The 26,355-nt window shown below is 71.9% G+C and carries 23 protein-coding genes and 1 pseudogene; 15 read left to right on the forward strand and 9 right to left on the reverse strand.

What is annotated here, in order from left to right:
- Positions 1–70: 70 nt before the first annotated feature.
- A pseudogene (locus tag VE614_RS09220) lies at positions 71–517 on the reverse strand (type II toxin-antitoxin system PemK/MazF family toxin).
- Positions 518–559: 42 nt separating this feature from the next.
- Positions 560–1,984 (reverse strand): amidase, encoded by a 1,425-nt coding sequence (locus VE614_RS09225; protein ID WP_324934567.1) that lies wholly within the window; start codon positions 1,982–1,984, stop codon positions 560–562.
- 255 nt (positions 1,985–2,239) lie between these two features.
- Here VE614_RS09225 and VE614_RS09230 point away from each other — a divergent pair, with 255 nt between their 5' ends.
- Both VE614_RS09230 and VE614_RS09235 read left to right on the forward strand, forming a co-directional pair.
- Positions 2,240–3,631, forward strand: a complete 1,392-nt coding sequence (locus tag VE614_RS09230; protein ID WP_324934569.1) for an AbfB domain-containing protein — start codon at positions 2,240–2,242, stop codon at positions 3,629–3,631.
- Positions 3,632–3,730: 99 nt separating this feature from the next.
- A complete protein-coding gene (locus VE614_RS09235; RefSeq protein WP_324934571.1) occupies positions 3,731–4,531 on the forward strand; it encodes a class I SAM-dependent methyltransferase in 801 nt (266 codons plus the stop codon).
- Here VE614_RS09235 and VE614_RS09240 read toward each other — a convergent pair.
- Positions 4,506–4,925, reverse strand: a complete 420-nt coding sequence (locus VE614_RS09240) for a VOC family protein (RefSeq protein WP_324934573.1) — start codon at positions 4,923–4,925, stop codon at positions 4,506–4,508. The genes VE614_RS09235 and VE614_RS09240 overlap by 26 nt on opposite strands.
- Before the next feature lie 208 nt (positions 4,926–5,133).
- Between VE614_RS09240 and VE614_RS09245 the strand changes: the two genes are divergently transcribed.
- Positions 5,134–6,024 carry a methylenetetrahydrofolate reductase gene (locus tag VE614_RS09245; RefSeq protein ID WP_324934575.1) on the forward strand — a complete coding sequence of 297 codons (891 nt, stop codon included), beginning with the start codon at positions 5,134–5,136 and terminating at the stop codon, positions 6,022–6,024.
- 76 nt (positions 6,025–6,100) lie between these two features.
- Here VE614_RS09245 and VE614_RS09250 read toward each other — a convergent pair whose 3' ends face one another.
- Positions 6,101–6,658 carry an NAD(P)H-dependent oxidoreductase gene (locus VE614_RS09250; protein WP_324934577.1) on the reverse strand — a complete coding sequence of 186 codons (558 nt, stop codon included), beginning with the start codon at positions 6,656–6,658 and terminating at the stop codon, positions 6,101–6,103.
- 113 nt (positions 6,659–6,771) lie between these two features.
- On the opposite strand from VE614_RS09250, the gene VE614_RS09255 reads away from it, so the two are divergent.
- Together VE614_RS09255 and VE614_RS09260 are read left to right on the forward strand one after the other, a co-directional pair.
- On the forward strand, positions 6,772–7,470 hold the full coding sequence (locus VE614_RS09255) for a helix-turn-helix domain-containing protein (protein ID WP_324934579.1): 699 nt from the start codon (positions 6,772–6,774) through the stop codon (positions 7,468–7,470).
- 73 nt (positions 7,471–7,543) lie between these two features.
- Complete coding sequence (locus VE614_RS09260; RefSeq protein ID WP_414719549.1) at positions 7,544–8,569, forward strand: LacI family DNA-binding transcriptional regulator; 1,026 nt, start codon at positions 7,544–7,546, stop codon at positions 8,567–8,569.
- A 98-nt stretch (positions 8,570–8,667) separates the two neighbouring features.
- Here VE614_RS09260 and trxA read toward each other — a convergent pair whose 3' ends face one another.
- Complete coding sequence (gene trxA, locus VE614_RS09265) at positions 8,668–9,066, reverse strand: thioredoxin (RefSeq protein WP_324934583.1); 399 nt, start codon at positions 9,064–9,066, stop codon at positions 8,668–8,670.
- A 179-nt stretch (positions 9,067–9,245) separates the two neighbouring features.
- Here trxA and VE614_RS09270 point away from each other — a divergent pair, with 179 nt between their 5' ends.
- The gene (locus tag VE614_RS09270) at positions 9,246–10,679 is read left to right on the forward strand and encodes an NAD(P)/FAD-dependent oxidoreductase (RefSeq protein ID WP_324934585.1); all 1,434 of its coding nucleotides are present in this window, start codon (positions 9,246–9,248) and stop codon (positions 10,677–10,679) included.
- Between the two features lie 24 nt (positions 10,680–10,703).
- Here the strand turns inward: VE614_RS09270 and VE614_RS09275 are convergent, their stop codons facing one another.
- The gene (locus tag VE614_RS09275; protein ID WP_324934587.1) at positions 10,704–11,351 is read right to left on the reverse strand and encodes a peptide deformylase; all 648 of its coding nucleotides are present in this window, start codon (positions 11,349–11,351) and stop codon (positions 10,704–10,706) included.
- 130 nt (positions 11,352–11,481) lie between these two features.
- Between VE614_RS09275 and VE614_RS09280 the strand changes: the two genes are divergently transcribed.
- Entirely contained in the window at positions 11,482–12,900 is a 1,419-nt protein-coding gene (locus tag VE614_RS09280) for a PepSY domain-containing protein (protein WP_324934589.1), read from the forward strand.
- 84 nt (positions 12,901–12,984) lie between these two features.
- Here the strand turns inward: VE614_RS09280 and VE614_RS09285 are convergent, their stop codons facing one another.
- Positions 12,985–13,332 carry a tetratricopeptide repeat protein gene (locus tag VE614_RS09285; RefSeq protein ID WP_324934591.1) on the reverse strand — a complete coding sequence of 116 codons (348 nt, stop codon included), beginning with the start codon at positions 13,330–13,332 and terminating at the stop codon, positions 12,985–12,987.
- A gap of 114 nt (positions 13,333–13,446) precedes the next feature.
- On the opposite strand from VE614_RS09285, the gene VE614_RS09290 reads away from it, so the two are divergent.
- Complete coding sequence (locus tag VE614_RS09290) at positions 13,447–14,412, forward strand: pirin family protein (RefSeq protein ID WP_324934593.1); 966 nt, start codon at positions 13,447–13,449, stop codon at positions 14,410–14,412.
- A 381-nt stretch (positions 14,413–14,793) separates the two neighbouring features.
- On the opposite strand, the gene VE614_RS09295 is transcribed toward VE614_RS09290, so the two are convergent.
- Positions 14,794–15,759 carry a glycoside hydrolase family 6 protein gene (locus VE614_RS09295; RefSeq protein ID WP_324934595.1) on the reverse strand — a complete coding sequence of 322 codons (966 nt, stop codon included), beginning with the start codon at positions 15,757–15,759 and terminating at the stop codon, positions 14,794–14,796.
- 333 nt (positions 15,760–16,092) lie between these two features.
- Here VE614_RS09295 and VE614_RS09300 point away from each other — a divergent pair, with 333 nt between their 5' ends.
- Positions 16,093–17,106: a LacI family DNA-binding transcriptional regulator gene (locus tag VE614_RS09300; protein ID WP_324934597.1), complete on the forward strand. Its 1,014-nt coding sequence runs from the start codon at positions 16,093–16,095 to the stop codon at positions 17,104–17,106.
- Between the two features lie 63 nt (positions 17,107–17,169).
- On the opposite strand, the gene VE614_RS09305 is transcribed toward VE614_RS09300, so the two are convergent.
- Positions 17,170–18,783 carry a glycoside hydrolase 43 family protein gene (locus tag VE614_RS09305; RefSeq protein WP_324934599.1) on the reverse strand — a complete coding sequence of 538 codons (1,614 nt, stop codon included), beginning with the start codon at positions 18,781–18,783 and terminating at the stop codon, positions 17,170–17,172.
- 432 nt (positions 18,784–19,215) lie between these two features.
- On the opposite strand from VE614_RS09305, the gene VE614_RS09310 reads away from it, so the two are divergent.
- The 6 genes from VE614_RS09310 to VE614_RS09335 all read left to right on the forward strand — a co-directional run bounded on the left by VE614_RS09310 (position 19,216) and on the right by VE614_RS09335 (position 26,304).
- Positions 19,216–20,712: an RICIN domain-containing protein gene (locus tag VE614_RS09310; RefSeq protein WP_324934623.1), complete on the forward strand. Its 1,497-nt coding sequence runs from the start codon at positions 19,216–19,218 to the stop codon at positions 20,710–20,712.
- Between the two features lie 633 nt (positions 20,713–21,345).
- Complete coding sequence (locus tag VE614_RS09315; protein ID WP_324934601.1) at positions 21,346–22,476, forward strand: site-2 protease family protein; 1,131 nt, start codon at positions 21,346–21,348, stop codon at positions 22,474–22,476.
- Between the two features lie 27 nt (positions 22,477–22,503).
- On the forward strand, positions 22,504–23,091 hold the full coding sequence (locus VE614_RS09320) for a hypothetical protein (RefSeq protein WP_324934603.1): 588 nt from the start codon (positions 22,504–22,506) through the stop codon (positions 23,089–23,091).
- Positions 23,092–23,261: 170 nt separating this feature from the next.
- On the forward strand, positions 23,262–24,518 hold the full coding sequence (locus tag VE614_RS09325) for a cation:proton antiporter (RefSeq protein WP_324934605.1): 1,257 nt from the start codon (positions 23,262–23,264) through the stop codon (positions 24,516–24,518).
- 312 nt (positions 24,519–24,830) lie between these two features.
- The gene (locus VE614_RS09330) at positions 24,831–25,262 is read left to right on the forward strand and encodes an NfeD family protein (RefSeq protein ID WP_324934607.1); all 432 of its coding nucleotides are present in this window, start codon (positions 24,831–24,833) and stop codon (positions 25,260–25,262) included.
- Between the two features lie 4 nt (positions 25,263–25,266).
- Positions 25,267–26,304, forward strand: coding sequence for an SPFH domain-containing protein (locus tag VE614_RS09335; protein ID WP_324934610.1), 1,038 nt, complete (start codon positions 25,267–25,269; stop codon positions 26,302–26,304).
- The last annotated feature ends 51 nt before the right edge of the window (positions 26,305–26,355 follow it).

Here is a 26,355-nt window from a genome sequence, read left to right on the forward strand (position 1 = left end):
AGGGGGAAGCTAGCGCCCTGTCCGGGCACGGTCAATACAGGGAGCGCGGCGCTCTCCCCGCCGCGCCGCGTCAGCTCCAGCCGTAACGCTCCCGCAGCCGCTGCCGCACCAGGCCGAACCGCGTCGGGTCCAGCGCGCAGGCCTCCCGCCGCATGCCCTTCTCATGCAGCCGCAGCACCCGGTCCACGTCCACCCACGAGTCCCGCCCCGACCGGTCCCACGGCCCGTGCCCGATCGGCACCCAGTCCCGCCGGCCGTCGTGCCGCTTGCTCGGCAGCCGCACGGCGAGGAACGTCCCCGCCGCCTCCCGGCCCACCACCAGCACCGGACGGTCCTTGCCCCGGCCGTCGTTCTCCTCGACGGCACCCACGTCCACACGACCTCCCCGGGATCGGGATCCCCGTCGTGCGCGGGCGAGTACTCGGTGCGCACCGGGCCGACGGGCGCGCGGATCGGCCTCGGTGGTCGCGAAGGGGCCGCGGCGGCCCGGGGTGGTGTCGTCGGTCAGCGCTGTCACGGGGCCACGTTTGCGGCGGCCCGGACGGCGGCGCCGACTGGCTCACACCGCCGGGGACTCCGTCACCGACCGCTGCGGCGGGCGCCGTTCGTGCCAGCGCAGCTCCGCCTCCAGCTGGGCGGCGAGCGACACCAGCAGGGGCTCACTGTGCGCGGGGCCGAGCAGCTGCGCCCCGACGGGCAGCCCGCCGCGGACGAAACCGGCGGGCACACCGACACCGGGCCAGCCCAGCACGTTCCACGGCCAGGCGTACGGGCACGCGGCGATGATCGCCCGGTCGGTGGCCAGCGGACCCAGCCCGAGCAGGGCGCCGATCCGGGGCGGGGGAGTGGCCGTCGTGGGCGCGAGGACCACGTCGTACGCCGTGAAGAACCGGCCGATACGGCGGTGCAGCACCGCCTCCGCCCGCCGCGCCGTCTTCAGCGGAGCCCCGCCGAGCACCCGGCCGAGCCGGGCGGCGCTCCGGGTGCGCGGGTCGAGCAGCGCCGGATCGGGCGCCTCGCGCGCCCACTCGGCGATCCCCGCGGTGGCCCGGGGGACGAAGGCCAGCCCGATCTGCCCGTACGGCGGGTCCGCCTCCTCGACCGTGTGGCCCAACGCGCCCAGCCTCTCGGCCAGTTCGGTGACCCGGGCGCGGATCTCCGGGTCGAGCCGGGCGGGCAGCGCGGTGAACGGCGGCCTGAGGGAGAGGGCGATGCGCAGCCGGCCGGGGTCGCGGCCGGCCGCCTCGGAGATCCGCAGCGCCGGCGGCCGGTGCGGGTCACGCGCGTGGTTGCCGCTCGCCGCGTCCAGCAGCAGGGCCGCGTCCGCGACCGTGCGGGCGAGCGGGCCGTTGACCGTGATGCCCTGGAACGACTCGCCGCGCGGCCAGGTCGAGATCCGCCCGCGCTGCGGCTTGATGCCGACCAGATGGGTCCAGGAGGCGGGAATGCGCACCGAACCGGCCCCGTCCGAGCCGAGCGCGGCCGGCACCAGGCCCGCCGCGACCGCCGCCGCGCTGCCGCCGGAGGAGCCGCCCGGCGTGTGGTCCAGGCTCCACGGGTTGCGCGTCGCGCCGAACGCGGGTCCCTCGGTGAACGGCCACTGCCCCAGCTCACAGGTGTTGGTCTTGCCGACGATCACCGCGCCGGCCGCCCGCAGCCGCCGTACCGCCTCGCCGTCCTCGGCGGCCGGCGGGAAGGTCCCCCGGCACCCGAACGCGGTCGGCTCGCCCGCCACGTCCATGTCGTCCTTGACGGCGACGGGCACCCCGAGCAGCGGCAGGCGCACGCCCGTGGCCAGTTCCCGGTCCGCCGCCTCGGCCTCGGCGAGCGCCGCCTCGGCGCGGACGATCCGGAAGGCGTTGAGGGACGCCTGGCTCGCCTCGACGCGGGCCAGCGCCTCGGCGACGAGCGTACGGGACGTCACCTCCCCGGCGGCCAGTGCGCGAGCGGTCTCCGCCAGGCCTGCGGCAGGGGCGAGCGTCATGCGCGGACACCTCCGGGAGCGTTGTCTACCGAACGGTAACCCCTTGTGGCCGCACAGGGAACGCCTTTGCGGGGAGCGGCCGTTCACCGCGCGCCACGGCGTTCCCGGTAGGCGCGAACGGCCCTGTCCAAACCATTGACGCGCTCCTGTCCCGCCCCTACTTTCTGACCGACTTCCCGAACCAGGTTCGACTCGTCGAACATGCCGCAACACCTGTATCGAATCCCCACCCCCGAGTCGAGGGAGAGCCGCGCCATGCCCGCACGTCCCCCCGCCGCCCCGGCCCGCCGCACGCTGCTCAGAGCGCTGGCCGCGCTGCCCGCCGCCGCGGCCGTCCTCGGCCCGGCCCCCGGCCTCCTCGGCGCCGCCCGGGCCGCCGCCCCGCCGGCCGGCTCCGCCACCCGGTACACCATCGTCCCGTTCCGCAACAGCGACGACGGCACCGTCGACGTCTACCAGTCCGACGACGCCACCGACTTCCGCCCGGTGAAGACCTCCGCCTACACCCCGCCGCGCAACCGCATCCGCGACGCGAGCATCCTCCGGCACACCGACGGCTACTACTACCTCACCTACACCACCCACACGTGGCAGGACCCCAGCACCACCATCGGCTTCGCCCGCAGCGCCGACCGGGTCAACTGGACCTTCCTCTACGACCACCCGGTGCCGATCGCGCGCCTCTCCCGCGCCTGGGCGCCGGAGTGGTTCGTCGACGGCGACGGCAGCGTGCACCTCATCGTCTCCTGCTCCACCACCGACGACGAGTGGATCTTCACGCCGTATCTGCTCCGGGCCGCCAACTCCGCGCTCACCGCCTGGACCGCCCCCGTGCCCCTGTCCGGCATCGGCGCCAACCACATCGACACGTTCATCGTGCGGACCGGCTCGACCTACCATGCCTTTCCGAAGAACGAGACGACCAAGTACATCGAGTACGCCACCGCCACCAGCCTCGCCGGTCCCTACACGATCCGCCGCACCGGCGACTGGGCCGGCTGGGGAAGCTACCGCGAAGGCCCCGCGCTCGTCCCACTGGACAACGGCGGCTGGCGGATCTTCTTCGACGGCTACGGCGACGGCGGCTACTACTACAGCGACAGTCACGACACCTTCGCCACGTGGACCGCCCCCAGGAGACTGCCCGGCATCTCGGGCACCGCCCGCCACTTCACCGTGGTCAAGGAAACCGTGCCGGGCGGAGTGGCCCTCGCGAGGAACGTCACCCGCTCCCTGCGTTCGGCGAACTTCCCCACCCGCCACTGGCAGCGGCAGTCCGGCCTGCTGAACCTGCCTGTCGTGACCGGTTCCAGCACCACCGCCGACAAGCAGGCGGCCACCTTCACCGTCGTCCCCGGCCTGGCCGACGCGGGTGCCTGCTCGTTCCGCGACTCCGCGGGCAACTACGTGCGCCACTACGGCCTCCGCGCCCGGCTCGACCCGAACGACGGCACGGCCGCCTTCGCCCGCGACGCCACCTTCATCGCCCGCACCGGCACCGCGTCGGGCTCGGTGCGCTTCGAGTCGTACAACTATCCGGGCCACTATCTGCGCCACTACGACTACCAGCTCCGGGTCGACCCCTCCGACGGCACCGGCCTGTTCCGCCAGGACAGCTCGTTCGTGCCGGTGACGGCCTGGGCATGACCGGAGCCTCCGCCCGCCGGGGAGCGGAGGCCCGATGGCGCGCTGTGACCGATTGATCCCAGAATGGTGTGGAAGCCGTCGGACGGAGGGCACACCGCCATGCCACAGCACGCCACCTCTTCGAGCAAGCTGCGCAGCAACCGCGCCGCGCTGCCCCACAAGGTCGGCTACGCGCTGCGTCACCCCGGCCGGATTGCGCCCTATGTGCGCCGGGCCGGCCGGGACGCCTGGCTGCGCCTGAAGCACCCCGACCACGTCGGCTACTACCGGGCGGTCATGGCCTCCGACACCCGCCGCGACCCGGAGGCCGCGGTCGGCAGCCGCAGTCACGACCGCTGGCTGGCGCTCGGCCGGATGCAGTTCGACTACCTCCTGGAGCACGGCCTGCGGCCCGGGCACCGGATGCTCGACATCGGCTGCGGCAACCTGCGCGGCGGCTGGCGCTTCATCGACTATCTGGACGCGGGCAACTACTACGGCATCGACATCTCCCCGGACATCCTGATCGCGGCGAAGAAGACCCTCGCCGAGCGCGGACTTCAGGACAAGCTGCCGCACCTGACCATCACCGGGGACCTGACGCTGGACTTCCTGCCGGACGAGCACTTCGACGTCGTGCACGCGCACAGCGTCTTCTCCCACTCGCCGCTGGAGGTCATCGAGGAGTGCCTGGCGCACGTGGGCCGGGTGCTGAAGCCGGACGGCTTCTTCGACTTCACCTTCGATCGCACCGAGGGCACCGAACACCAGGTCCTGCGCGAGGACTTCTACTACCGCACCGACACCCTGCTGGGTCTCGCCCGCCGCCACGGTCTGCACGGCAGGTTCATGGAGGACTGGGAGCGGCGGCCCCACGGCCAGTCCAAGATCCGCGTCAGCCGTTCGCCGGTGGCTCCGTGATGTCCACCATCCAGGAGACTCCGAAGCGGTCCGTGCACATGCCGAACACATCACCCCACATCTGCTTCTCCAGCGGCACGGAGACGGAGGCGCCGGCGGACAGCTTCTCCCAGTAGCCGCGCAGCTCGGCGTCGTCGTCGCCGCTCAGGCTCACCGCGAAGGCCTTGCCGGGGGTGTACTCCATGCCGGGCGGGGTGTCGGCACCCATCAGTGTGAAGCCGGCCGGGGTCTCCAGCATTCCGTGCATGATCTTGTCGGCCTCCGGAGCGTCCGCCCGGCCGAACTCGGCGAAGGTGTTGAGCGTGAGCGTGCCGCCGAACACCTCCTTGTAGAACTCCATGGCCTGCCGGGCATCGCCGTCGAAGCTGAGGTACGGATTGAGACGCGAAGGCATGAGACCTCCCGGAACCGGGTGAACGGGATGAAGGGGGTGAATCGTCGGACGGGCGCAGAGTAACGCGGGTCACGGCGAGTTCCGGCAGATCTCCCGCGGCGGAGGCCGTGGCGTCGCCCGCGTACGCTGTCCGCGGTACCGGCGGGACGCCGCCCACAAGGCGACGCCCGGCCCGGCGAGCCGTCGTACCCGACGCCGAAGGAGCCCGATGAACCCCGGCCCCACCGCGCCCTGTGCCGTGCGCACCGCACTGCTGGACGACTTCTCCCTGGAGATGACGGGCAAGGACGTGCCGCACCTGGAGGAGGCCCACCACCTCATCCCGCCGGGCACCCGCATCAACGTCACCTTCCTCGGCAACGAGGATCTGCGGACGCGCCTGACCGCCGCGCGGGCCGTGAAACGGCTGGGCTTCGTGCCGGTCCCGCATCTCTCGGCCCGCCGGCTGGCCTCCCGGGCGGCGCTGGAGGAGTTCCTGGACGGGCTGCGCGCCGACGGCACCGGGGAGCACGTGTTCGTGGTCGCGGGAGATCCCTCCCGGCCGCACGGTCCGTACGAGGACGCGCTCGCCGTCATCCGCACCGGGCTGCTGGAGCGCTACGGCGTCCGCCACGTCGGCGTCAGCGGCTACCCGGAGGGCCACCCCGCGATCGCCGGCCCCGTGCTGTGGGCCGCGCTCGCCGACAAGACCGCGGCGCTCGCGCGGCGGCGGCTCGGCGGGCATGTGATCACCCAGTTCGGCTTCGACGTCGACCCGGTGCTCTCCTGGGTGGCCGAGACGCGCAGGCGCGGGATCGACCTGCCGGTCCGGATCGGCGTGCCCGGACCGGCCGGGGTCCGGCGGCTGATGGCGTACGCCACCCGCTTCGGCGTCGGCACCAGCGCCTCCATCGCCCGCAAATACGGGTTCTCCCTCACCAACCTGGTGGCCACGGCCGGCCCCGACCGGTTCCTGCGGGCCCTGGACGCCGGGTACGACCCCGCGGTGCACGGCGATCTGAAGGTGCACTTCTACACCTTCGGCGGTCTGAAGGCGACCTCGGAGTGGGCGGCGGGATTCGGGGCGCGGTCCGCCGCGGAGTCCGGGGCGGGTGCCTGACGCCGGGGTCCAGGCGGTCGGCACGGCGAAGGGCCGGAGCGTCGGCTCCGGCCCTTCGCCGTGGGCGCGGGGGCGGTCAGGCCGCCGCGACGGCCTCGCCGTGCACCCGGGCGACGACCTCGGTCAGCTGAGCGGCGACCTCGGCGTCATCGGCCGGGTGGGTCTCGGCGAAACGCTGGAGCGAGCCCGGGATGGAGAGCTTGACGTCCTCCAGCACCTTGGCGCCCGCGACGCCGACGGACTTGCGGGTGTCGTCGTGCGCCCAGACACCGCCGTAGTGGCCGAACGCGGTGCCGACCACGGCGACCGTCTTGCCGACGATGGCGCCGGCGCCGTACGGGCGGGACAGCCAGTCGATGGCGTTCTTCAGCACGGCCGGCATGGTGCCGTTGTACTCGGGCGTGAACAGCAGCAGCGCGTCGGCGGCGGCCACGGCCTCCCGCAGCCGGAGGGCGGCGGCCGGGACCGATCCCTCGACGTCGATGTCCTCGTTGTAGAAGGGGATCTCGGCCAGGCCCTCGAACAGCTGGATGTCGGCGCCCTCGGGGGCGTGCTTCACGGCCGCCTCGGCGAGCTGGCGGTTGTGCGAACCGGCGCGGAGGCTGCCGACGAGCGCGAGGATGCGAACGGACATGGGTACTCCCGATGACTCAAGAAACGGCGGTGGGCGGCCCGGTGCTCCCTATCCGGACCGGGGTCCGCTTATGTTGTAGCAGGTAACCGGACCGCGGTCCAGTTTCATTCCCGATGCTTTACGCTGTCTTCATGTCCGCCTCCCTGCCCCCCTTCCCGCCGCCCCAGGAGCCCCCCGCCGCTCCCGAGTTGCTGGAACTCGGCCTTCCCGGGCAGGACCCCTGCCTGCGGGCCGACGCCGCGCGCAACCGGGCCAGGCTGCTGGAGGCCGCCGCCCGGCTGATCGCCGAGCACGGCGCGGCCGGCGTCACGATGGAGGCGGTGGCCGCGGCGGCCCAGGTGGGCAAGGGGACGGTCTTCCGGCGCTTCGGCGACCGGGTCGGCCTGCTCACCGCGCTGCTCGACCACTCCGAGCGCAAGTTCCAGGCCTCGTTCCTCAGCGGCCCCCCGCCGCTCGGTCCCGGCGCCCCGCCCGTGGACCGGCTCAACGCCTTCGGCCACGCGACCCTGCGCCACGCGATCGAGGCGCTGGAACTCCAGATCGCGGCCGAGCCCGCTCCGGACCGCCGCTTCACCGCACCGCCCCGGCGGCTGCTGCGTGGCCACGTCATGATGCTGCTGCGGCAGGTGGTCCCCGACGCGGACTGCGAACTGCTCGCCCTGACGCTGATGGGCTATCTCGACCCGGTCGCCGTCCAGCACCTCACCCGGCAGTGCGGGATGCCCCTGGAACGCCTGGAGGCGGGCTGGACCGACCTGGTCACCCGGATCACGGGCGCCGAACCGGCCGCGACCGGAGATCATCGAGGGTGACGCCTGGGGCGCCCAGGGGCTCCCGGGGGTGCCCGATCCCGGCGTCCCGGCTTCTGCCAAGATGCCGTACGTCATGGTGCAGATACCGAAAACGCCCGCGCCCGCGCAGCGCTCCGTGCCCACGAGTGCCGATGTGGCCCGTCTGGCCGGCGTCTCCCGGGCGACCGTCTCCTACGTCCTGAACAACACCAGCGCCGTACGGATCAGCGAGCCCACCCGGCGCCGGGTCCGCGAGGCCGCGGAGGAACTCGGATACGTACCGCACGCGGCGGCGCGCAGTCTGCGCGCCGGGCACAGCCGGATGGTCCTGATGCCCGCCCCGGCCATACCGGTCGGACCGCTCTACAGCCGGTTCATCAACGAACTCCAGCAGGCCCTCGGCCGCCTCGACTACACGGTCGTGCAGTACGGCAGCCTCGGCCTGGCCGGCGACGACGCCGCGCGCGCCTGGGCCGAGCTGCGTCCGGTGGCCGTCCTGGCGCCCGGCTTCGACCTCGGCCCGCAGGGCGTGGCCCTGCTCAAGCGCTCCGGCGCCCGCGCCGTGGTCACCCTGGGGCCGGCGGCGGTGCCGGGCGCGCACGCCCTGCTCATGGACCACGCGGCGGTCGGCCGTGCCGCCGGTGCCCATCTGCTCGCCCGCGGCCGGCGCCGGATCGGCGTCGTCGTCCCCGCGGAGCCCGGCCTGGAGATCTTCTCCCGGCCCCGCCTGGACGGCGTACGCCAGTCCCTGCGGGGCACCGGCGCCACCGTCACCGAGCTGCCGCTCGCCTACCAGGAGGAGGCGGCGGCCCGGCTCGCCGCGCGCTGGCCGGGCCTCGGCCTCGACGGGGTGTTCGCGTACAACGACGAGTACGCCATGCTGCTCCTGCGCGCGCTCCAGGACGAGGGGGTGACCGTCCCCGGTGACACGGCCCTGATCGGCGCCGACGACCTCATGGTGGGGCGGCTGCTGCGGCCCCGCCTGAGCACCGTGCACATCGAGCTGCCGTCGGGCCGCGACCTCGCCGAACTCGTCGACCGGGCGGTCCGCGACCCGGGCGCCGCACTGGAGCGCCGAGAGGTGCTGGGAGCCGCGGTGGTGCACCGCGACTCCAGCTGACGACACGTCATATCACTGATGCGCAACGGGAGGGGAGCAGGCAGGAGAGCCAGCGGGCGGAAGCGCCGAAAGGGCCGGGGAGCGATGGGCCGGGGGAGTCACTGGCCGTTCTGCTCGGCCTGCGCATCCGCCTGTGCCTGCTGCTCGGCGACCGCCTTGCGGACCGCGTCCATGTCCAGCTCGCGGGCCTGCCCGATGACATCCGCGAGGGCCGCCTCCGGCAGCGCTCCCGGCTGGGCGAACACGGCCACCCGGTCCCGGACGATCATCAGCGTGGGAATCGACTGGATGCCGAAGGCCGCCGCCAGCTCCGGCTGCGCCTCGGTGTCCACCTTGCCGAACACCAGATCCGGGTTCTCCTGCGCCGCCTTCTCGTAGACCGGCGCGAACTGCCGGCACGGACCGCACCAGGCCGCCCAGAAGTCGATCAGGACGAAATCGTTGTCCGTGACCGTCTGGTCGAAGTTCTCCTTGGTCAGCTCCACGGTGCCGCTCATGGCGTATCCCTCTTCCTGGTGTGGGGCGGAGCCCCGCTGCGGGGGCGAGCCGTCCGGACAACACTGCCCGGCGGGCGGCTATTCCGTGCGCGCACGGCCATACGTCCCCGCGCGCACCGTCACGCATCCGCGCGCGTACCCCTGTGGCCACGCCGCACACCACCCACCAGACTGACTCCATGACGGAAACGGATTCCATCGCGTACGACGTCGTGGTCCTCGGGGCCGGACCCGTGGGGGAGAACGTCGCCGACCGCACCCGCGCGGCCGGTCTGACCACCGCGGTCGTGGAGAACGAGCTGGTCGGCGGCGAATGCTCCTACTGGGCGTGCATGCCCAGCAAAGCCCTGCTGCGGCCGGTCATCGCCCGCGCGGACGCCCGCCGCGTCCCCGGGCTGCGCCATCTGGTGCGGGGCCCCCTCGACGCGCCCGCGGTGCTCGCCCACCGGGACGACCACACCGCGCACTGGCGGGACGACGGGCAGGCGGGCTGGCTGGACGGCATCGGCGCCGACCTGTACCGGGGCCACGGCCGCCTCGCCGGACCCCGCACGGTGACCGTCACCGGGGCCGACGGGACCCACCGCACCCTGACCGCCCGGCACGCCGTCGCCGTCTGCACCGGCAGCCGCGCCCAGCTGCCCGGCCTCCCCGGGCTCGCCGACGTCCGGCCCTGGACCAGCCGGGAGGCCACCAGCGCCAAGGCGGTGCCCGGACGGCTGATCGTGGTGGGCGGCGGCGTGGTCGCCACCGAGATGGCCACCGCCTGGCAGGCCCTCGGCTCCCGGGTGACCCTCCTGGTGCGCGGCAAGGGCCTTCTCTCCCGGATGGAGCCGTTCGCCGGGGAACTCGTCGCCGAGGCACTGGCCGAGGCCGGCGCCGACGTCCGCACCGGCACCTCCGTGGAGTCCGTCAGCCGCGAGAACGGCACCGTGGTGGCCGTCACCGACGGCGGCGACCGGATCGAGGCGGACGAGATCCTGTTCGCCACCGGCCGCGCCCCGCGCACCGACGACATCGGCCTCGACACCGTCGGCCTGGAGCCGGGCGACTGGCTGCCGGTCGACGACAGCCTGCGGGTCACCGGCACGGACTGGCTCTACGCGGTCGGTGACGTCAACCAGCGCGCGCTCCTCACCCACCAGGGCAAGTACCAGGCCAGGATCACGGGCGCCGCCATCGCCGCCCGCGCCTCCGGAGAGACGACCCTGGAAGCCGGCCCCTGGGGCGCGCACACCGCCACCGCCGACCACGCCGCCGTCCCCCAGGTCGTCTTCACCGACCCCGAGGCGGCGGCCGTCGGGCTCTCCCTGGCCGAGGCCGAACAGGCCGGACACCGCGTCCGCGCGGTCGACGTCGAATTCTCCTCGGTCGCCGGGGCGGGACTGTACGCCGAGGGCTACCGGGGCCGGGCCCGTATGGTCGTCGACCTGGAGGACGAGATCCTGCGCGGGGTCACCTTCGTCGGCCCCGGCGTCGGCGAGCTGATCCACTCGGCCACGATCGCGGTCGCCGGCCAGGTGCCGGTCGGCCGGCTGTGGCACGCGGTGCCGTCGTACCCGACGGTCAGCGAGGTGTGGCTGCGGTTGCTGGAGGCGTACCGGGACAAGTGACGTACGGACGAGGGTCCACCCCGGTCACTCCGGCAGGACGAACCCCAGTGCCCGCGCGGCCTCGTGCGGCGTGGGCTGGGTCCAGCGCTCGGCCATCGCCTGGTTCGACGACAGCGAACGCGGCTCGGCGCGGTCGAGGTACAGCACGCCGGCGAGATGGTCGGTCTCGTGCTGCACGATCCGCGCGGGCCAGCCGGAGACCACCTCGTCCAGGGCACGGCCGTCCTCGTCCGCGCCCGTCAGCCGCACCCGGGCGGGCCGCGCCACCACCGCCTGCCAGCCCGGCACGCTCAGGCAGCCCTCGAAGAACGCGGTTCGCGCGGGCCCGACGGGCTCGTACGCCGGGTTCACCAGCACCCGGAACGGCAGCGGCACCCGCCCGTGCGCCCGCCGCACCTCATCCGGCACCGGCGCCGGATCCTCGACGACCGCGATCCGCAGCGCCACCCCGACCTGCGGCGCGGCGAGCCCGACACCCGGCGCCGCGTGCATCGTGCGGCGCAGGGCCTCGACGAAGCGGGCCAGCAGCGCCGGGTCCAGCTGCCCGTCGAACGGCTCGGCCGGCCGCCGCAGCACCGGATCCCCCGCCGCGACGACGGGCAACGGCCCGTCGGTGGTGAGAAGTTGCTCGACCTGCTCGGCAAGGGGCGCCCGAGGGCTGGGAGTAGGCATTCCGTCAGCATGCCACGCCCCCGCGCGCCTGTGACGTAGGTCACCCAATTCGCCGGGAACTCAAGGCCGTCACCCTCCGACTACTGGACCACCACGGCCGAACACCACGCGTCCCCGGAGAGACCCACCGATGACCACCGCTCCCTCGCCCCACCCGGACGAGGCCGCCCCGCCGGCCCCGCCGGCCCAGGCCGCCCCGCCGACCGCGCCGCCCCGCGGCTGGGCGCCGCTGCGCCCGCTGATCCTGCGCCTGCACTTCTACGCCGGAGTGCTCGTCGCCCCCTTCCTGCTCGTCGCCGCGGTCACCGGCCTGCTGTACGCCGCCTCCTTCGAGGCGGAGAAGATCGTCTACGCCGACGAACTGACCGTCTCCGTCGGCGACACCGTGCTGCCGGTCTCCGAGCAGGTCGCCGCCGCCCGCGCGGCCCACCCCGAGGGCACCGTCACAGCCGTACGGCCCTCGCCGGAGGCCGACGCCACCACCAGGGTGCTGCTGTCCGGCGTCCCCGGCGTCGACCCGGACCACACCCTCGCCGTCTTCGTCGACCCGTACACCGCCAAGGTCGAAGGCGCCCTGGAACAGTACGGCGCGTCCGGCGCGCTGCCGGTGCGCACCTGGATCGACGAACTCCACCGCGATCTGCACCTCGGCGAGACCGGCCGCCTCTACAGCGAACTGGCCGCCAGCTGGCTGTGGGTGATCGCGGCCGGCGGCCTGGTGCTCTGGTTCTCCCGTCGCCGCGCCCTGCGCAGGCTGCACGGCACCAGCGGACGGCGCCGCACCCTCGGCCTGCACGGCACCCTCGGCGCCTGGGCCGCGGCCGGTTTCCTCTTCCTCTCGGCGACCGGCCTCACCTGGTCCGCGTACGCCGGGGCGAACATCGACGAACTGCGCACCTCGCTCGGCGGCGCCACCCCGACGGTCTCGGCGGCGGTGGCCGGCGACCACGCGGAGCACGGCGGCGCCGCGCCCGCCGGCGGGGAGCGGGCCGCGCCCGGCGTCGGCCTGGACAAGGTGCTGGCCGCGGCGCGCGCCGAGGGACTGACCGACCCCGTCGAGATCCAGCCGCCCGCCGACGCCTCCTCCGCGTACGTCGTCAAACAGGTGCAGCGCAGCTGGCCCCAGAAGCAGGACTCGGTGGCGGTCGACCCGGCCACCGGCGAGGTCCTGGACGTGCTGCGGTTCGCCGACTACCCGGTCCTCGCCAAGCTGACCCGCTGGGGGATCGACCTGCACTCCGGCGTCCTGTTCGGCCTGGTCAACCAGATCGCGCTGATGCTGCTCGCCGTGTCCCTGATCGTGCTGATCCTGTGGGGCTACCGCATGTGGTGGCAGCGTGGCCGGGGCTCCGCCTTCGGCCGCCCGGTCCCGCGCGGCGCCTGGGCCGAGGTGCCCCCGCAGATCCTGGTCCCGCTGCTGGCCGCCGTCGCGGTCGTCGGCTACTTCGTGCCGCTGCTCGGCATCCCGCTGGCCGCGTTCCTGGCCGTGGACATCGTCCTCGGCGAGATCGCCCACCGGCGGGGGAGACGGACGTACGCGGCGAGGTAAACGGCCACGCCGCGCGCGGCACGGACGACGGGCCCGGCTCCACAGGGGGGAGCCGGGCCCGTACGTGTGTCGGCCGTCGGTGCCTCAGAGCTGCTCGAAGTCACCGGCCAGGGCGGAGGCGATCCGCAGATGCGGCTCGGCCTCGTCCGGCCGCCCCTGGCGCTGGAGGGTGCGGCCCAGCAGCAGCCGGGCGTAGTGCTCGACCGGGTCGCGCTCCACGATGACCCGCAGCTCGGCCTCCGCGCGGCGCAGCTGGGCCGAGTGGTAGTAGGCGCGGGCCAGCAGCAGGCGCGGGCCGGTCTGCCCCGGCTCCTCCTCGACCAGCCCGTCCAGCACGCGCGCCGCGGCGGCGTAGTCCTTGGCGTCGAAGAACATCCGCGCGCGCTCCCAGCGCTCCGCCGGTGTCCCGTGGCCGTAGTACGTGGTCTCCACTGGTGACCTCCTTCGGGCGCTGCAACAGCGGCAGGTGGTTAAACATTCCACTACTTGGTCCGGTCCGGGGCGTTGGCCTGCTGACGGCGCCCCCGGCGGGCTAGGTTGAGCGGCATGAGCAATCTCGACCGTCAGGCGGTGCCGAGCGTGTGCGGCGGCCGCGGCTTCGTGGTGGCGGAACCCGTACGCGAACTCCTCAGCCCGCGCAGGGTCCGGCTCGGCGAGTCCACGGAGGTCCGCCGGCTGCTGCCCAACCTGGGCCGCCGGATGGTCGGCGCCTGGTGCTTCGTCGATCACTACGGCCCCGACGACATCGCCGACGAACCCGGCATGCAGGTGCCCCCGCACCCGCACATGGGCCTGCAGACCGTCAGCTGGCTGCACGAGGGCGAGGTCCTGCACCGCGACTCCACCGGCAGCCTCCAGACGATCCGCCCGCGTGAACTGGGCCTGATGACCTCCGGCCGGGCGATCAGCCACTCCGAGGAAAGCCCCCGCTCGCACGCCCGCTTCCTGCACGGTGCCCAGCTCTGGGTCGCCCTCCCTGACGCCCACCGCCACACCGACCCGCGCTTCGAGCACCACGCGCACCTCCCGGTGGTCACGGCACCGGGCCTGCGAGCCACCCTGGTCCTCGGCGACCTCGACGGCGCGACCTCGCCCGGCACCGCGTACACGCCGATCGTCGGCGCCGACCTCGCCCTCACCCGCGGCGCGGACGTACGCCTCCCCCTGGAGCCCGACTTCGAGTACGCCGTCCTCGCCATGTCCGGCGAGGCCCACGTCGACGGCGTCCCCGTCCTCCCCGGCTCCCTGCTCTACCTCGGCTGCGGCCGCACCGAACTCCCCCTGCGCGCCGACTCGGACGCCGGCCTCATGCTGCTGGGCGGCGAGCCGTTCGAGGAGGAGCTGATCATGTTCTGGAACTGGATCGGACGGACGCAGGAGGAGATCGAACAGGCGCGGCGGGACTGGATGGAAGGGACGCGGTTCGGGGTGGTGAAGGGGTACGACGGAGATCCGCTGTCGGCCCCTGAGCTGCCGGCGACACCGCTGAAACCCCGAGGGCGGGTACGTTGACCTGCGGGAATGCCTGATCGAGGGAGATCCCCGCGGTGACCGCACCAGACGGTGTGCCGGTTCCGGTCGGCTGAAGAATGTGGCAGCCGGAGAGCGGGGGCGTGGCCGGGGTGACCACGTCGTGCGGGGTGCGGCCTGGGCCTGCGCCTGGTTGCGAGGAGGGCGGCGCAGGCGGTGAGTGCCGCGACAACCGCGCCCGCGCGGTGCCGTGGGCCGCGTGATGGCATGACCGCGCCTGGTCGATGGTGGGTGCGGGAATCCCCCGCGGGGCTGTCTGCAGCCCCGCAGGGGAAGCGTGAGCGGGGACCCGCGGCGTTGGGGTGGCTGCTGCCCGTGGCCCGCCTGGCGGCCGGGATGCAGTGGGCCACGGGAGGCCGGGGATCAGTAGCCGTAGATCATCTTGTAGGCGACTTCGGGGAGGAACTGTCCGGCCGAGGTGCCGGTTCCGGCGCCGCAGTTGCCGTCGGACTCGCCCGGCGTCTTGATCCACAGGAGCATCTCCGCGCCTCCGCCCAGCCGGGTGGGCGTGCCGATGCGGCGGCCCGAGGGGTTGCACCACTGGCCGTTGGAGCCGCTGCCGTTGCGGCTGGTGTCCACGACGAACGGCTTGGTGTAGCCGTAACGGGCGCCGAGCTCACTGTTGACGGCGTTGCCGAAGGCGGTGTTCTCGGCCGTGGTGAAGTAGTTGGAGACGTTGAGCGAGAAGCCGTGAGCCTGGCGCAGGCCTGCTTCGTGCAGCCGCTGGGCCATGGTCGCGGGGCTCACCCAGCCCGGGTTGCCAGCGTCCATGTAGACCCAGGTGTTGGGGGCCTGGCGGCTGAACTCGGCGAGGGCGCCGGTGAGCATGCCCTGGCGTTCGCGGATCTGGGCCTGCGTCATGCAGCCGTAGTCCGCGAGGGAGTCCGGTTCGAGAACGACGACGGCAGGGCGGTCGGCGATCCCACCGGCGAACTGGGCGATCCAGCTCGCGTAGGCGGACGGCGAGGCGGCACCGCCCGCCGAGTGCCCGCCGCAGTAGTCGCGGTTGTAGATGTTGTAGGCGACGAGGAGGGGCAGTTTGTCCCGGTGGTCCGCGGCGCCCACGTACGCACCCGTGGCGGTTCCGATGGTGCCGCTCCAGGAGCCGAACCAGCGCGCCATCGGGGTGTTGGCGATGGCGGAGCTGATCGCGGGTGCCCGGCCGTCGCCGGGGTTGGCGGTGACCCACCGCTTGGCGCTGGAGTCGGGGTCCACGTAGAACCCGCTGGTCATGGTGGTCGGGTCGGCCGCGTGGGCGGATGGTGCGGCGGCGAGCGCCAGCGGCAGAGCGAGGAGCGCTGCCACGACGGTGCGGAGTCTGCGGCGCATGACGGTACCTCGGTTTCCTGGCAGGGATGCGTCGCGCGCTCTCGTCCCGAGCGTGCGACGCGCTGAAGGAAGTGCGGTGGTACGAGCTGACTGGGAGCGCTCCCACTGGAAGCGTTTCCAAAAGCGCTGGGAGGTTCTTGGGGTGTGATCGGTATGGTGTGGCGCGGTAGTTGAGCTGTCAAGGGTTCTCGCGGGCGGGGATGAGGCGGCTGGAGCGGTATCGGACTGGAAGCGCTCCCGGTCCTTCGTCGCGTGGGGGTCCCCGGCGGGTGGAAGCGGCAGGGCCGAGGTGAGACGATTCCCGTCCGGTCGAGTGGGAAGGGTTCATGGTTCATGGCAGAGGGTGTGCCGCGTCGGCAGCCGACGCTCGACGAGGTGGCTGAACTCGCGGGCGTCTCGCGCTCCGTGGCCTCCCGCGCCCTCAACAACGCCCCGCACGTCAGCCGCGCCAAACGCGAGGCGGTCGAACGGGCCGTTCGGCGACTCGGTTACGTACCCAACCCGACCGCCCGGGCTCTGGCCACCCGGCAGACAGGAGCAGCCGCCCTGGTCGTCTCGGGAGAGGATCCCTCGATCTTCGCCGACCCGTTCTTCGCCCAGGTGATCGTCGGGGCGTCGGCCGCCCTGGAGGAGGCCGACCTGTACCTGATGCTGTGTCTGGCCGCTACCGACCGGGGCCGCAAGCGGGTGGAGGAGCTCTTGCGGTCGAAGGGCGCCGACGGTGTCATGCTGATGGCACTGCGCGAGGACGATCACCTGGCCCGGATGGCCGAGGACGCGGCGATGCCCGTCGTGTTCGGCGGACGCCCGGTCGGTGCGGCTCCCCGGTGGTTCGTGGACGTCGACAATCTCGGTGGAGCGCGCGAGGCGACCGAGTACCTGATCTCGCGCGGCCGGACGCGCGTGGCCACGATCTGCGGGCGGCTGGACACCGAGGTGGCGCGCGCCCGTTATCGCGGCTACCGGGACGCCATGCTGGCGGCCGGGCTCGATCCGTTCCCGCCGAAGGAGGGGGACTTCACCGAGCGCAGCGGAGCCGCCGTCATGGCCACACTGCTGGCCGAACACCCCGGCCTGGACGGGGTGTTCGCCGCCAACGACAACATGGGGGCGGGAGCACTGCGCACGTTGCGCGGGGCCGGCCGTAGGGTCCCCGCCGACGTCGCCGTGGTCGGCTTCGACGACCTGACCGTCGCTGAGGCCGCGGATCCGCCACTCACCACCGTTCATCAGCCCGTACAGGCCTTCGGGCGGGAGATGGCGCGCATGCTCGCCGCGCTCGTCAACGGGGACGACCCCACCCCGCTGATTTTGCCCACCCGCCTGGTCGTCCGCTCCAGCGCCTGACGGCTGCAGCGGGCCCCCGGGTCGAAGCCGGGAGCTCCACGTCGGTCATCAGGTCGAGTTGGCTCATGGCGTGGACAGCTCGAACCGCGTCACGCGGACCGCGCCGCCGAGTGCCCGGGTGGCGTGGTTGAAGAGGGCGAACCGGTATCCCATGAAGAACCGCCAGTCGTTGCCCAGGGAGAAGTCGGGCCCCAGGCGGGTGAACGTGATGCCGTCGGTGCTGTAGGAGAAGGTTGCGGGACGTGCCGCGCCGGGGCGGATGTCCGCGCTCGCGCGCAGCCAGATGCGGCTGCCCCGAGCGGCCGCGCTCGCGAGCTCGTAGCCGGTGCCCGTGGTGTTCCAGTTGGTGTCCATGGTCAGTCCGCTGACCGTCACCACCCGCGTGACGCCGCCGTCGCGCTTGAGGCCGATCCACGCGGAGGAGTCACGCAGCAGCGCGAGTCCGGCCCGGTCGCCGTCCCGCATCGCGGAGTGGTCGAGTTGGACCGTGGCGGTGGACGTGGGGCCCTGGATGCGGTGCGTGAGGGTGTTGCGGGCCCAGTAGAGGTCGCCGGTGACGGTCGCGGTGCTCAGGGTCAGGCCGTCGCCGACCGACCACTTGGTGTTGTCCGGGTTGTGGTTCCACTCCCATCTCGGCTTGAGAGTCGTGCCCTCGAAGGTGTCGACGCCGGTCATGGGGGTGACCTGTCGGGGAGGAGGGGGCACAGCGGGGCTGGGATAGGAGGCTCCCCACGCGCCGTTCACCAGTTGGACCACGGGCCAGCCGTCCGGGGTCCAGGTGACCGGTGCCAGCGCGGGCATCCGGCCGCCGGGGTAGGCGTCGACGAAGGCCAGGTAGTACCAGGCGCCGTTCTGTGTCTGCACCAGTCCGCCCTGGTGCGGGACGCCTCCGCCGGGGATGGGCCCGCGCAGGTCGAGGAGCACCTGACGCATCGTGTACGGACCGAAGGGACCGCCCGACGATTTGAGGATGTACTGGCCGTTGGCGGGGCGGGTCAGGAAGATGTAGTACTGCCCGTTGATCTTGTAGAAGCGGGAGCCCTCAAGGGTGCCGACGCTCGACGGGGCCGTGAACACCGGCTGCGCGCGGACCTGGGTGCGGCCGTCGGGCGACAGCTGGGCCACGCTGATCGTGGTGTTGCCGTACGCCACGTACAGGGTGTCGTCGCTGTCGACCAGCAGTCCCGCGTCGTAGTAGGGGGTGCTGATGGTGGTGAGTCTGCTCCACGGCCCCTCGACCGCGGTGGCGGTGTAGACGTAGGTCCGGGCGAAGTCGATCTGGCCGAGCCAGTAGAACGTCCTGTTGCTCGGGCGGTAGGCCAGCGACGACGCCCAGATCCCTCTGACGTAGCCACGGGCCCCGTTCAGGTCGTACTTGGCGCCGAAGTCCAGGACCGGCACCGAGTGGCCGGCGATCTCCCAGTGCACCAGGTCGTACGAGCGCAGGACGGGCGCGCCGGGGGAGTAGTGCATCGTCGAGGCCGAGGCGTAGAAGGTGTTGCCGACCCGGATGACGTCGATGTCCGCGAAGTCCTGCCAGATCACCGGGTTCGCGTACTGCGCGGCGGCCGCGCGGGAGGTTCCGGCCAGGGGCAGGATCGCTCCGGTGGCCAGGCCGGCGGCGGCCGTCAGCGCGTGACGACGGGACAGGTAATGGCGAGAGCATGACAGATCCATGGGCGGCGTACTCCTTGCGGTGCGGCTCGCTGGTTCGGGATGTCGAACATGGATCGAATGTCTGAGCAACCTGGATAACGGCGGGCGGTCGGTGCCGTCAATCCCTCTCGCGGGATTCGCCGCTGTCATCGAAAGTTTCGGCCCTTCGATTTCTGGGCCTCTCCAGGTCAAGCGGCGATTCGGTGGCAGGTGTTGACATCTCCGCTCCCCCCTCTACTATCCGTGACTGCGCGATTTTCCGAATGATGTCCGAAATTTCGTACGCTTTTTCCGTGTGGCGCCCTCCCAGAAAAGGAGTTCCAGGTGCCCGGACGACCAGGCGGACTGCTCCGCCTCCTCGCAGCCGCCGCGCTGACGGTCACCGCGTCCGTGACGGCCTCCCTCAGGGCGTCGTGGCGGAGCCGGCGGAGGCCGACAGCGGTGCTCGTCACGGTGACCGCGTCACTGGCGGTGCTCCTGACCGCGCTGGGGACCGTGGGTACGGCGCAGGCGGCCACCGTGGACACGAACACCTGGTACGTGCTGGTCAACCGCGCCAGCGGCAAGGCGCTCGACGTGTCCGGCGCGGACACCGGCAACGGCGCGGCCATACAGCAGTACACCCGCCATGACGGGGCCAACCAGCGGTTCCGGTTCGTGCATTCGGGCGGCGGCTACTACCGGCTCAAGGCCCAGCACTCCGGCAAGGTCCTGGACGTCTACGACTACTCCACCGCCGACGGTGCGGGCATCGTGCAGTGGAACGACCTCGACGGCACCAACCAGCAGTTCCGGCTGGCCGATTCCCCCGACGGGCACGTCCGGCTGATCAACCGCGACAGCGGCAAGGCCGTCGAGGTCCAGGGCGCCTCCGCCGCGGACGGCGCCAAGGTCGTGCAGCACACCGACGGGGGCGGAACCAACCAGCAGTGGCGGCTGGTCCGCGCCACCGGAGTGCTGGCCCAGGTACACACCGCGGGCCGCGTCAAGGACGGCGGAGACACGGTGCAGTACAGCTGGCCCGGTGTGTACTTCGAGGGCGTCGTCAGGGGCACCGGCGTGGGCATCGTGCTCGACGACTCGGCCGCCGACTACGACGTCCAGATCGACGGGTCCACCGTCGCCACACTCGTCACGCCCGGCGACACCACGCACTGGATCAACGGCCTGCAGAACCGTGAGCACACCGTCCGGCTCGTCAAGCGCAACGACAGTCCGGGGGACACCAGCACGTTCGGAGGCTTCGTGGCCGCGCCCGGCGGAGCCGTACTGAGCAGGCCGAGGGCCCGCGACCGCCAGATCGAGTTCATCGGAGACTCCCTCACCGCGGGCTACGGCAACCTCTCGACCTCCCGCGACTGCACCGGGGAGCAGCTCAGGCGGACCACCAACTCCGACCTGAGCTACGGTGCCCTCACCGCCCGGCGGCTGAACGCCGACTACCAGATCAACGGCTACTCGGGCCTCGGCATGGTGCGCAATTACAACGGAGGCTCGCCGGACATCACGTACCGCACCTACTACGACCGCGCCCTGCTGAACGTGTCCGGCGACGTCTGGCAGAACCCGGGCACCTGGCGCCCCCAGCTCGTGGTGGTCAACCTCGGCACCAACGACTTCTCGACCGCCGTCAGCCCCGGCGAGCCGTGGACACCCGACAGCCTCGCGGCCGCCTACCGCACCGCCTACGGCGACTTCCTCCAGAAGCTGCGCGAGCGCTACGGGGCCACGACCACCATCGTGGCAGTCGGCGCCGGCCCGTACGCCGCCCATGTCCAGCAGGTGGTCAAGGCCCGCAACGACACGGGCGACAACCGGGTCCGCTCCTGGTTCCTCGACCACTCCGGGCTGGACTTCCAGGGCTGCCACTGGCACTACTCGGCACACGACGACCGACTCATCGCCGACCGGCTTACGTCGTTCATCGCAGGCCTGCCGGTGGGCTGGTGAGACAGGGGTACTGGCTTCGGACAGGGGGGGGCGACAGACGGGTCAGCCACCCCGGCCCCACCTCATCGCGGCGCAGTCGTCGTTTGTCGGGGGAGGCGCCGGCGAGCTGAACGATCAGTTCCCCGAGGAGCAGGCCGGTACCGATGCCCTCGCCTCCACGGAAGCCAGCGCACACGAGAACACGCCTGGTGACGAGGGCGTACGCCTCGGCCGGCGCGGGAAGACCGGCTTCGTCCTCGCCGTCGTCGCCGTCGCGGGGCTGATCCTCACGGCGGTCTTCAACAGGCCACCCTCGGCCGGCGACGATCAAATGTCGCCGGACAACCGTGCTCCGGCCGTATCCGTTACCCACGGCCGAGGTTCCCGGCCCCGGACGGTCCCTCGGGCGCTGCGGACAACCGGGCGGTCGGCGGCCCACTCCAAAGGGCAGCCGGACGCGCCACCGCCCGCCCGCATCGTCGTCGGAACACACCCGCGGCGTCGGCCGGCTCCGCGGGGAACGACTCCCGCCGCCGGCCACTCACGCCGAGTGATACTGGCAGTAGGCGGAACCCGTGCTGGTGCCCACCCGTGGGCCCCGCGGCACATCGGTTCCCGCGTGGGGCTGCCCGCTCTGGCCCGCAGGAGAGAGCCATGAACAACTCGGTACGGATGGGCCGCTTTCTCGGGGCGCCACTGCGCATCCACTGGACGGTGCCCCTTCTCGTGATGCTCTTCGGTTACAGCCTGGGCAGCCAGACCCTCCCGGCCATGGTCCCGGATCAGTCGAACGCCACCTACACCGTCGCCGGCCTGGCTGGGGCCCTGATGCTCCTGGTGAGCCTGCTGGCCCATGAGGCCGCCCATGCGATCACGGCCCGTAAGAGGGGCATCCCTGTCCAGAGCATCACACTGTGGGCCCTGGGCGGTATGACCCAGATGAGCAAGCCCCGCACGGCACGCTCGACGTTCTGGGTAGCGGTCAGCGGGCCGCTCACCAGCCTGCTCGCCGGTGCGCTGGCGCTCGGAGCGGGCATCGGGCTGGACACCTTGTCCGGGGCGGAGGTGCCCGCAGCCGTCCTGCTCTGGCTCGGCTGGGTGAACCTCGTCCTGGCCGTGTTCAACCTCTTGCCCGCCGCCCCGCTCGACGGAGGACGGGTGGTACAGGCGCTGACCTGGTGGGGTACCGGGGACCAGGACCGCGCCGAGCGAGCGGCCGCACGAGCCGGCCAGGTCCTCGGAGTCGTGCTGATCGGCCTCGGCTGGACCGTCGTCCTGCGGGGCGCCCTGAGTGGGCTGTGGCTGGCGGTCATCGGCTTCTTCGTCATGATCGTCGCCGGGGCGGAACACCAGCGCGCGAGGCTCGCTCCTGCCCTGCGCGGAATGCGAGCGGCGGATGCCATGACGAGCCCCGTGGAGACGTGCCAGGACTGGATGACGGTGCAACGCTGCATCGATGACGTGGCCGTGCGGACCCGGCACTCCGCACTGGTCCTGATCGACTTCGAAGGGCGCCCCAGCGGGTTGGTTCACCTCCCGCGGCTCGCGAGGATTCCCGCCGCACAACGAGAGACGCTTCGGGTACGCGACGTGGCGACCCCCTGGGCGCGCTGTGCCAGCTGCGCCCCGGAGGACCTGCTGCAGGACGTGCTCGAAAAGCTCTCCCCGGGCCGGGCCCTGCCCGTTCTCGTCACCGAGGGACAGAACCTGGTGGGCATCATCACCGCGGATGACATCTCCCGGATCGTCCGGCGCCAGGCACTCCGCAGCACGGAAAGCCGGTGAAGGTGGCAGGGGTTGGGGTGTCGGCCGATGGGAGCGTCACAGCGCGGAAGGGTGCGGTGGTGGCGGTGGCGGCGCAATCCGCTGCGGCGGCGCAGTGACATCGTCGAAGCGTGGGTGCTCCTCGCCTCGTGGGTGGTGGCACTGGTCGGCGGCCTGCTGGCGGGCCTGGCAGCGGCGGATGCCATAGCAGAGTCTGCCGAGCGGCAGCGGGCGGAGCGGCGTGAGGTCTCGGCCGTACTCGTCGAGGACGCGGAGGACCGGTTGCCCGAACGGGCACCGAGCGGCTATCGGGTCTGGGCGACAGTGCGCTGGACGGCGCCGGAAGGTTCCACGCACACGGACGAGGCGAGAGTGCCGTCCGGGACCCCGGCCGGGCACACGGTCACGGTGTGGACGGATCCGAACGGCAAGATCGCGGCTGAGCCGCTGACCCATGAGGAGGCCCGGTGGCACGCGATCTCAGGAGGCGTGCTGGCGGCGTCAGGGGCGAGTGGGGCCGTGCTGGCTGTCGCCTGGGCGGCGCGTCAGGGGCTTGAGTGCCACCGTATGGCGCGATGGGCTGCGGAATGGGAGCGCATGAACACCCGGAGAGGAGGGAAGACGGGCTCACCGTGAAAGGTGGGACCGGCTGTCCCCTGATCCCTTCGAGGCCGCCGTCTCTCCCGGCCGACGGCTTGGCCTGGCCGCTGGTCGTCGTCCATGACGTGCGCGATGTGGGGTATCCGGCCGGGTACCCAGCGGAGCACACCCAAGATCCATGGTGACGAGAAGGGCGGGCCATACACGTGACGAGCGCGGACGCAGTTTTCGCGTGGCTGGGGGTCGGAGCGTTGCTCGCGGCCGTGCTGCCTCGGGCCCTGGCCGGACGACCGCTGTCGCTGCCGCTGGTCTTCCTGCTCTGCGGCATCGGCGTGTATCTGCTGCCTCTGCCGCTGCCCGTGATCGATCCGGTGGACGACCGGGTGGTGGCCGAGCATGTCACCGAGGTCGTGGTGATCATCTCGTTGATGGGTGCGGGGCTGGCGCTCAACCGACCCGTCGGGCGGCACCGGTGGGGCGCGACCTGGCGATTGCTGGGTGTCACCATGCCATTGACGTTCCTGACCACCGCGCTGATGGCCTGGTGGTTGCTGGACTGGCCGCCGGCCGCCGCGCTGCTGTTGGGGGCCGTGCTGGCGCCCACCGATCCGGTTCTCGCGGCGGAAGTGCGGGTGGGGGAGCCCACAGACGACGAACACGATGAGGACGAGGTGCGATTCGCTCTCACCAGTGAGGCGGGCCTGAACGACGGACTCGCGTTCCCGCTGACGTACGCGGCCGTGGGGCTGGCCGCCGCCGCGGGCAGCGGCTGGTCGGCTGAGTGGATCGGTCCCTGGGCCGCGCAGGACGTCGCGTACAAGTGCGCTGCCGGTGTGCTGGGCGGACTACTGGCGGGGCGGTTGCTCGGCTGGCTGTTCTTCCGGGCGCGATCAAGAGTGCTGCGGCTGTCTCAGCACCGGGAGGGCTTCGTCGCGCTGGGCGCCACCTTCCTGTCCTACGGAGTGACGGAGCTCGCCGGCGGTTATGGCTTCCTGGCGGTGTTCGTCACCGCGTGCTCCATACGGGCCGCCGAGCGAGCCCACGGCTACCACAACGTCCTGCACGACTTCATGGAGCAGGTGGAGCGCCTGCTGACTGCGGCCGTGCTGTTCCTGCTGGGCGCCTTCATCGCACAGGGCGGCCTGTCCGCGCTTACGTGGCGGGGCGCGGCCATCGCATGCGTGGTGCTGCTGGTGATCCGACCGCTGTCGGGCTGGGCCGGACTGCTGCGTAGCTCCCTGCACAACCGGGAGCGCTGGGTCGTCGCGGCCTACGGCGTCCGGGGGATCGGCTCGTTGTACTACCTTGCCTACGCCCTGGGCCAGCACGGTTTCGCTGTCCCGGAGCGGGAGCTGTGGGCCGTGGTCACCTTCACCGTGCTGGCCTCGGTCGTACTGCACGGCGTCACGGCCGGCCCGGTCATCACACGCCTCGACCGACTCCGAAACACCCGATCCATGTAGCGGCGCAATCTCTGCAGCAGCGCGACAGCGCCTTCGAATTTCACCGTCAGTGAACCGGTCATCCCGGAGGCGGCCCACCAGGTGTCCGCGGACCCGCAGAGGGCGCTGCAGCGGGGGCAGAGGGAATCCCCTTGGGCCAAAGAAGCGCCTTTCGGGAGCAGCGGGTAAAATTCTACAAAAGGAGAAGGTCGCCTCCGTCGCGCCGACACCTCTCAGCTCGTTCGGCGAGGTCTGGGATCGTCGGCGCCGCCCCTCTGAGTGGAAATTGATTGACGAGCCGTTTGTGCCCCCATCTCCCTGGAGGGGTCGACAATGGATCTATGGCTCATCTGGTTGATCGTCGCGGCGGTATTTGCTGTGGCGGAGATCCTCACGCTCACCGCTGCACTTGGCATGCTGGGGGCGGCCGCATTGATCACGGCGGCCGTTGCGGCGCTCGGGCTGCCACTACCCCTCCAGTTTCTGGTGTTCACCGTGGTGGCTACGATCAGCGTGCTGTTTGTGCGACCGCTCGCGCTGCGTCATGTGCGTCGCCCCCAGGCGGAGCGATTCGGCGTAGACGCACTGGTCGGTAGGGCTGCCTATGTCATCTCAGAGGTGACGGGCCAGGGCGGCAGGGTTCGCATCGACGGGGAGGAATGGACGGCCCGCGCGTACGACGAGACGCTGGAAATTCCCGCCGGAACGACCGTCGACGTCATAGAGATCAACGGCGCAACCGCGCTCGTTTACCCCCGGGACTGAGACCATGGAAAACTCAGGGCTCCTCATCGCCGGCCTGATCGTCGCACTCATTGCGGTGTTCACCGTCGTGCGGGCGGTACGCATCGTGCCCCAGGCCCGCGCGCGTAACGTCGAGCGACTCGGTCGGTACCATCGGACACTGAAACCCGGCCTCAACCTCGTCATCCCCTACATCGACCGTGTGCACCCGGTGATCGATCTGAGGGAACAGGTCGTCTCCTTCAGGCCGCAACCGGTCATCACCGAAGACAACCTGGTCGTCGAGATCGACACCGTTCTCTACTTCCAGGTCACCGATCCGCGAGCGGCGTTTTATGAGATCGCCAATTTCCTTCAGGCGGTTGAGCAGCTCACTGTCACCACGCTGCGCAATGTCGTGGGCTCCATGGACCTGGAGAAGACTCTCACCTCACGTGACACGATCAACAGCCAGCTCCGGGGCGTGCTGGACGAGGCCACCGGCAAATGGGGGCTGCGAGTCAACCGGGTGGAGATCAAGGCGATCGACCCCCCGCAGTCCATCAAGGACGCGATGCAGAAGCAGATGCGAGCCGAGCGGGACAAGCGCGCCGCGATTCTTGGAGCGGAAGGGCAACGGCAGTCCCAGATCCTCACCGCCGAAGGCGACAAGCAGGCTGCTGTCCTTCGTGCCGAGGGGAACCGTACGGCTGCCATCCTGCAGGCCGAGGGACAGTCCCGAGCCATCGATGAGGTTTTCCAGGCCGTGCACCGCAACGACCCCGACCCCAAGCTGCTCGCCTACCAGTACCTGCAGATGCTGCCCCAGCTCGCCCAAGGCCCGGGCAGCACCTTCTGGGTGATCCCCAGCGAGGTCACGTCCGCGCTCCAAGGTGTGTCCCGCGCCTTCAGCGAGGTGCTGCCCCAGTCATCGGCCACCCGCGAGCGGTCCGCGGGCCACACCGTTTCCCAGGCAGCCGACGACGCGGCGCAGGCCGCCGAAGCCGCTGCCAGGGCCGTCGCTGACGCAGCCGAGGCCGATGGCGCCGCCTCCGGCGCCCTCCCCGCCCGTCCCCCTCACTGACTGTCCGGCCGAGGGCGCTCGACCGGCCCGCGCCGCCGGGGCATGGGACGT

Source organism: Streptomyces sp. (assembly GCF_035645055.1).
In the GTDB taxonomy this organism is placed as follows: Bacteria; Actinomycetota; Actinomycetes; order Streptomycetales; family Streptomycetaceae; genus Streptomyces.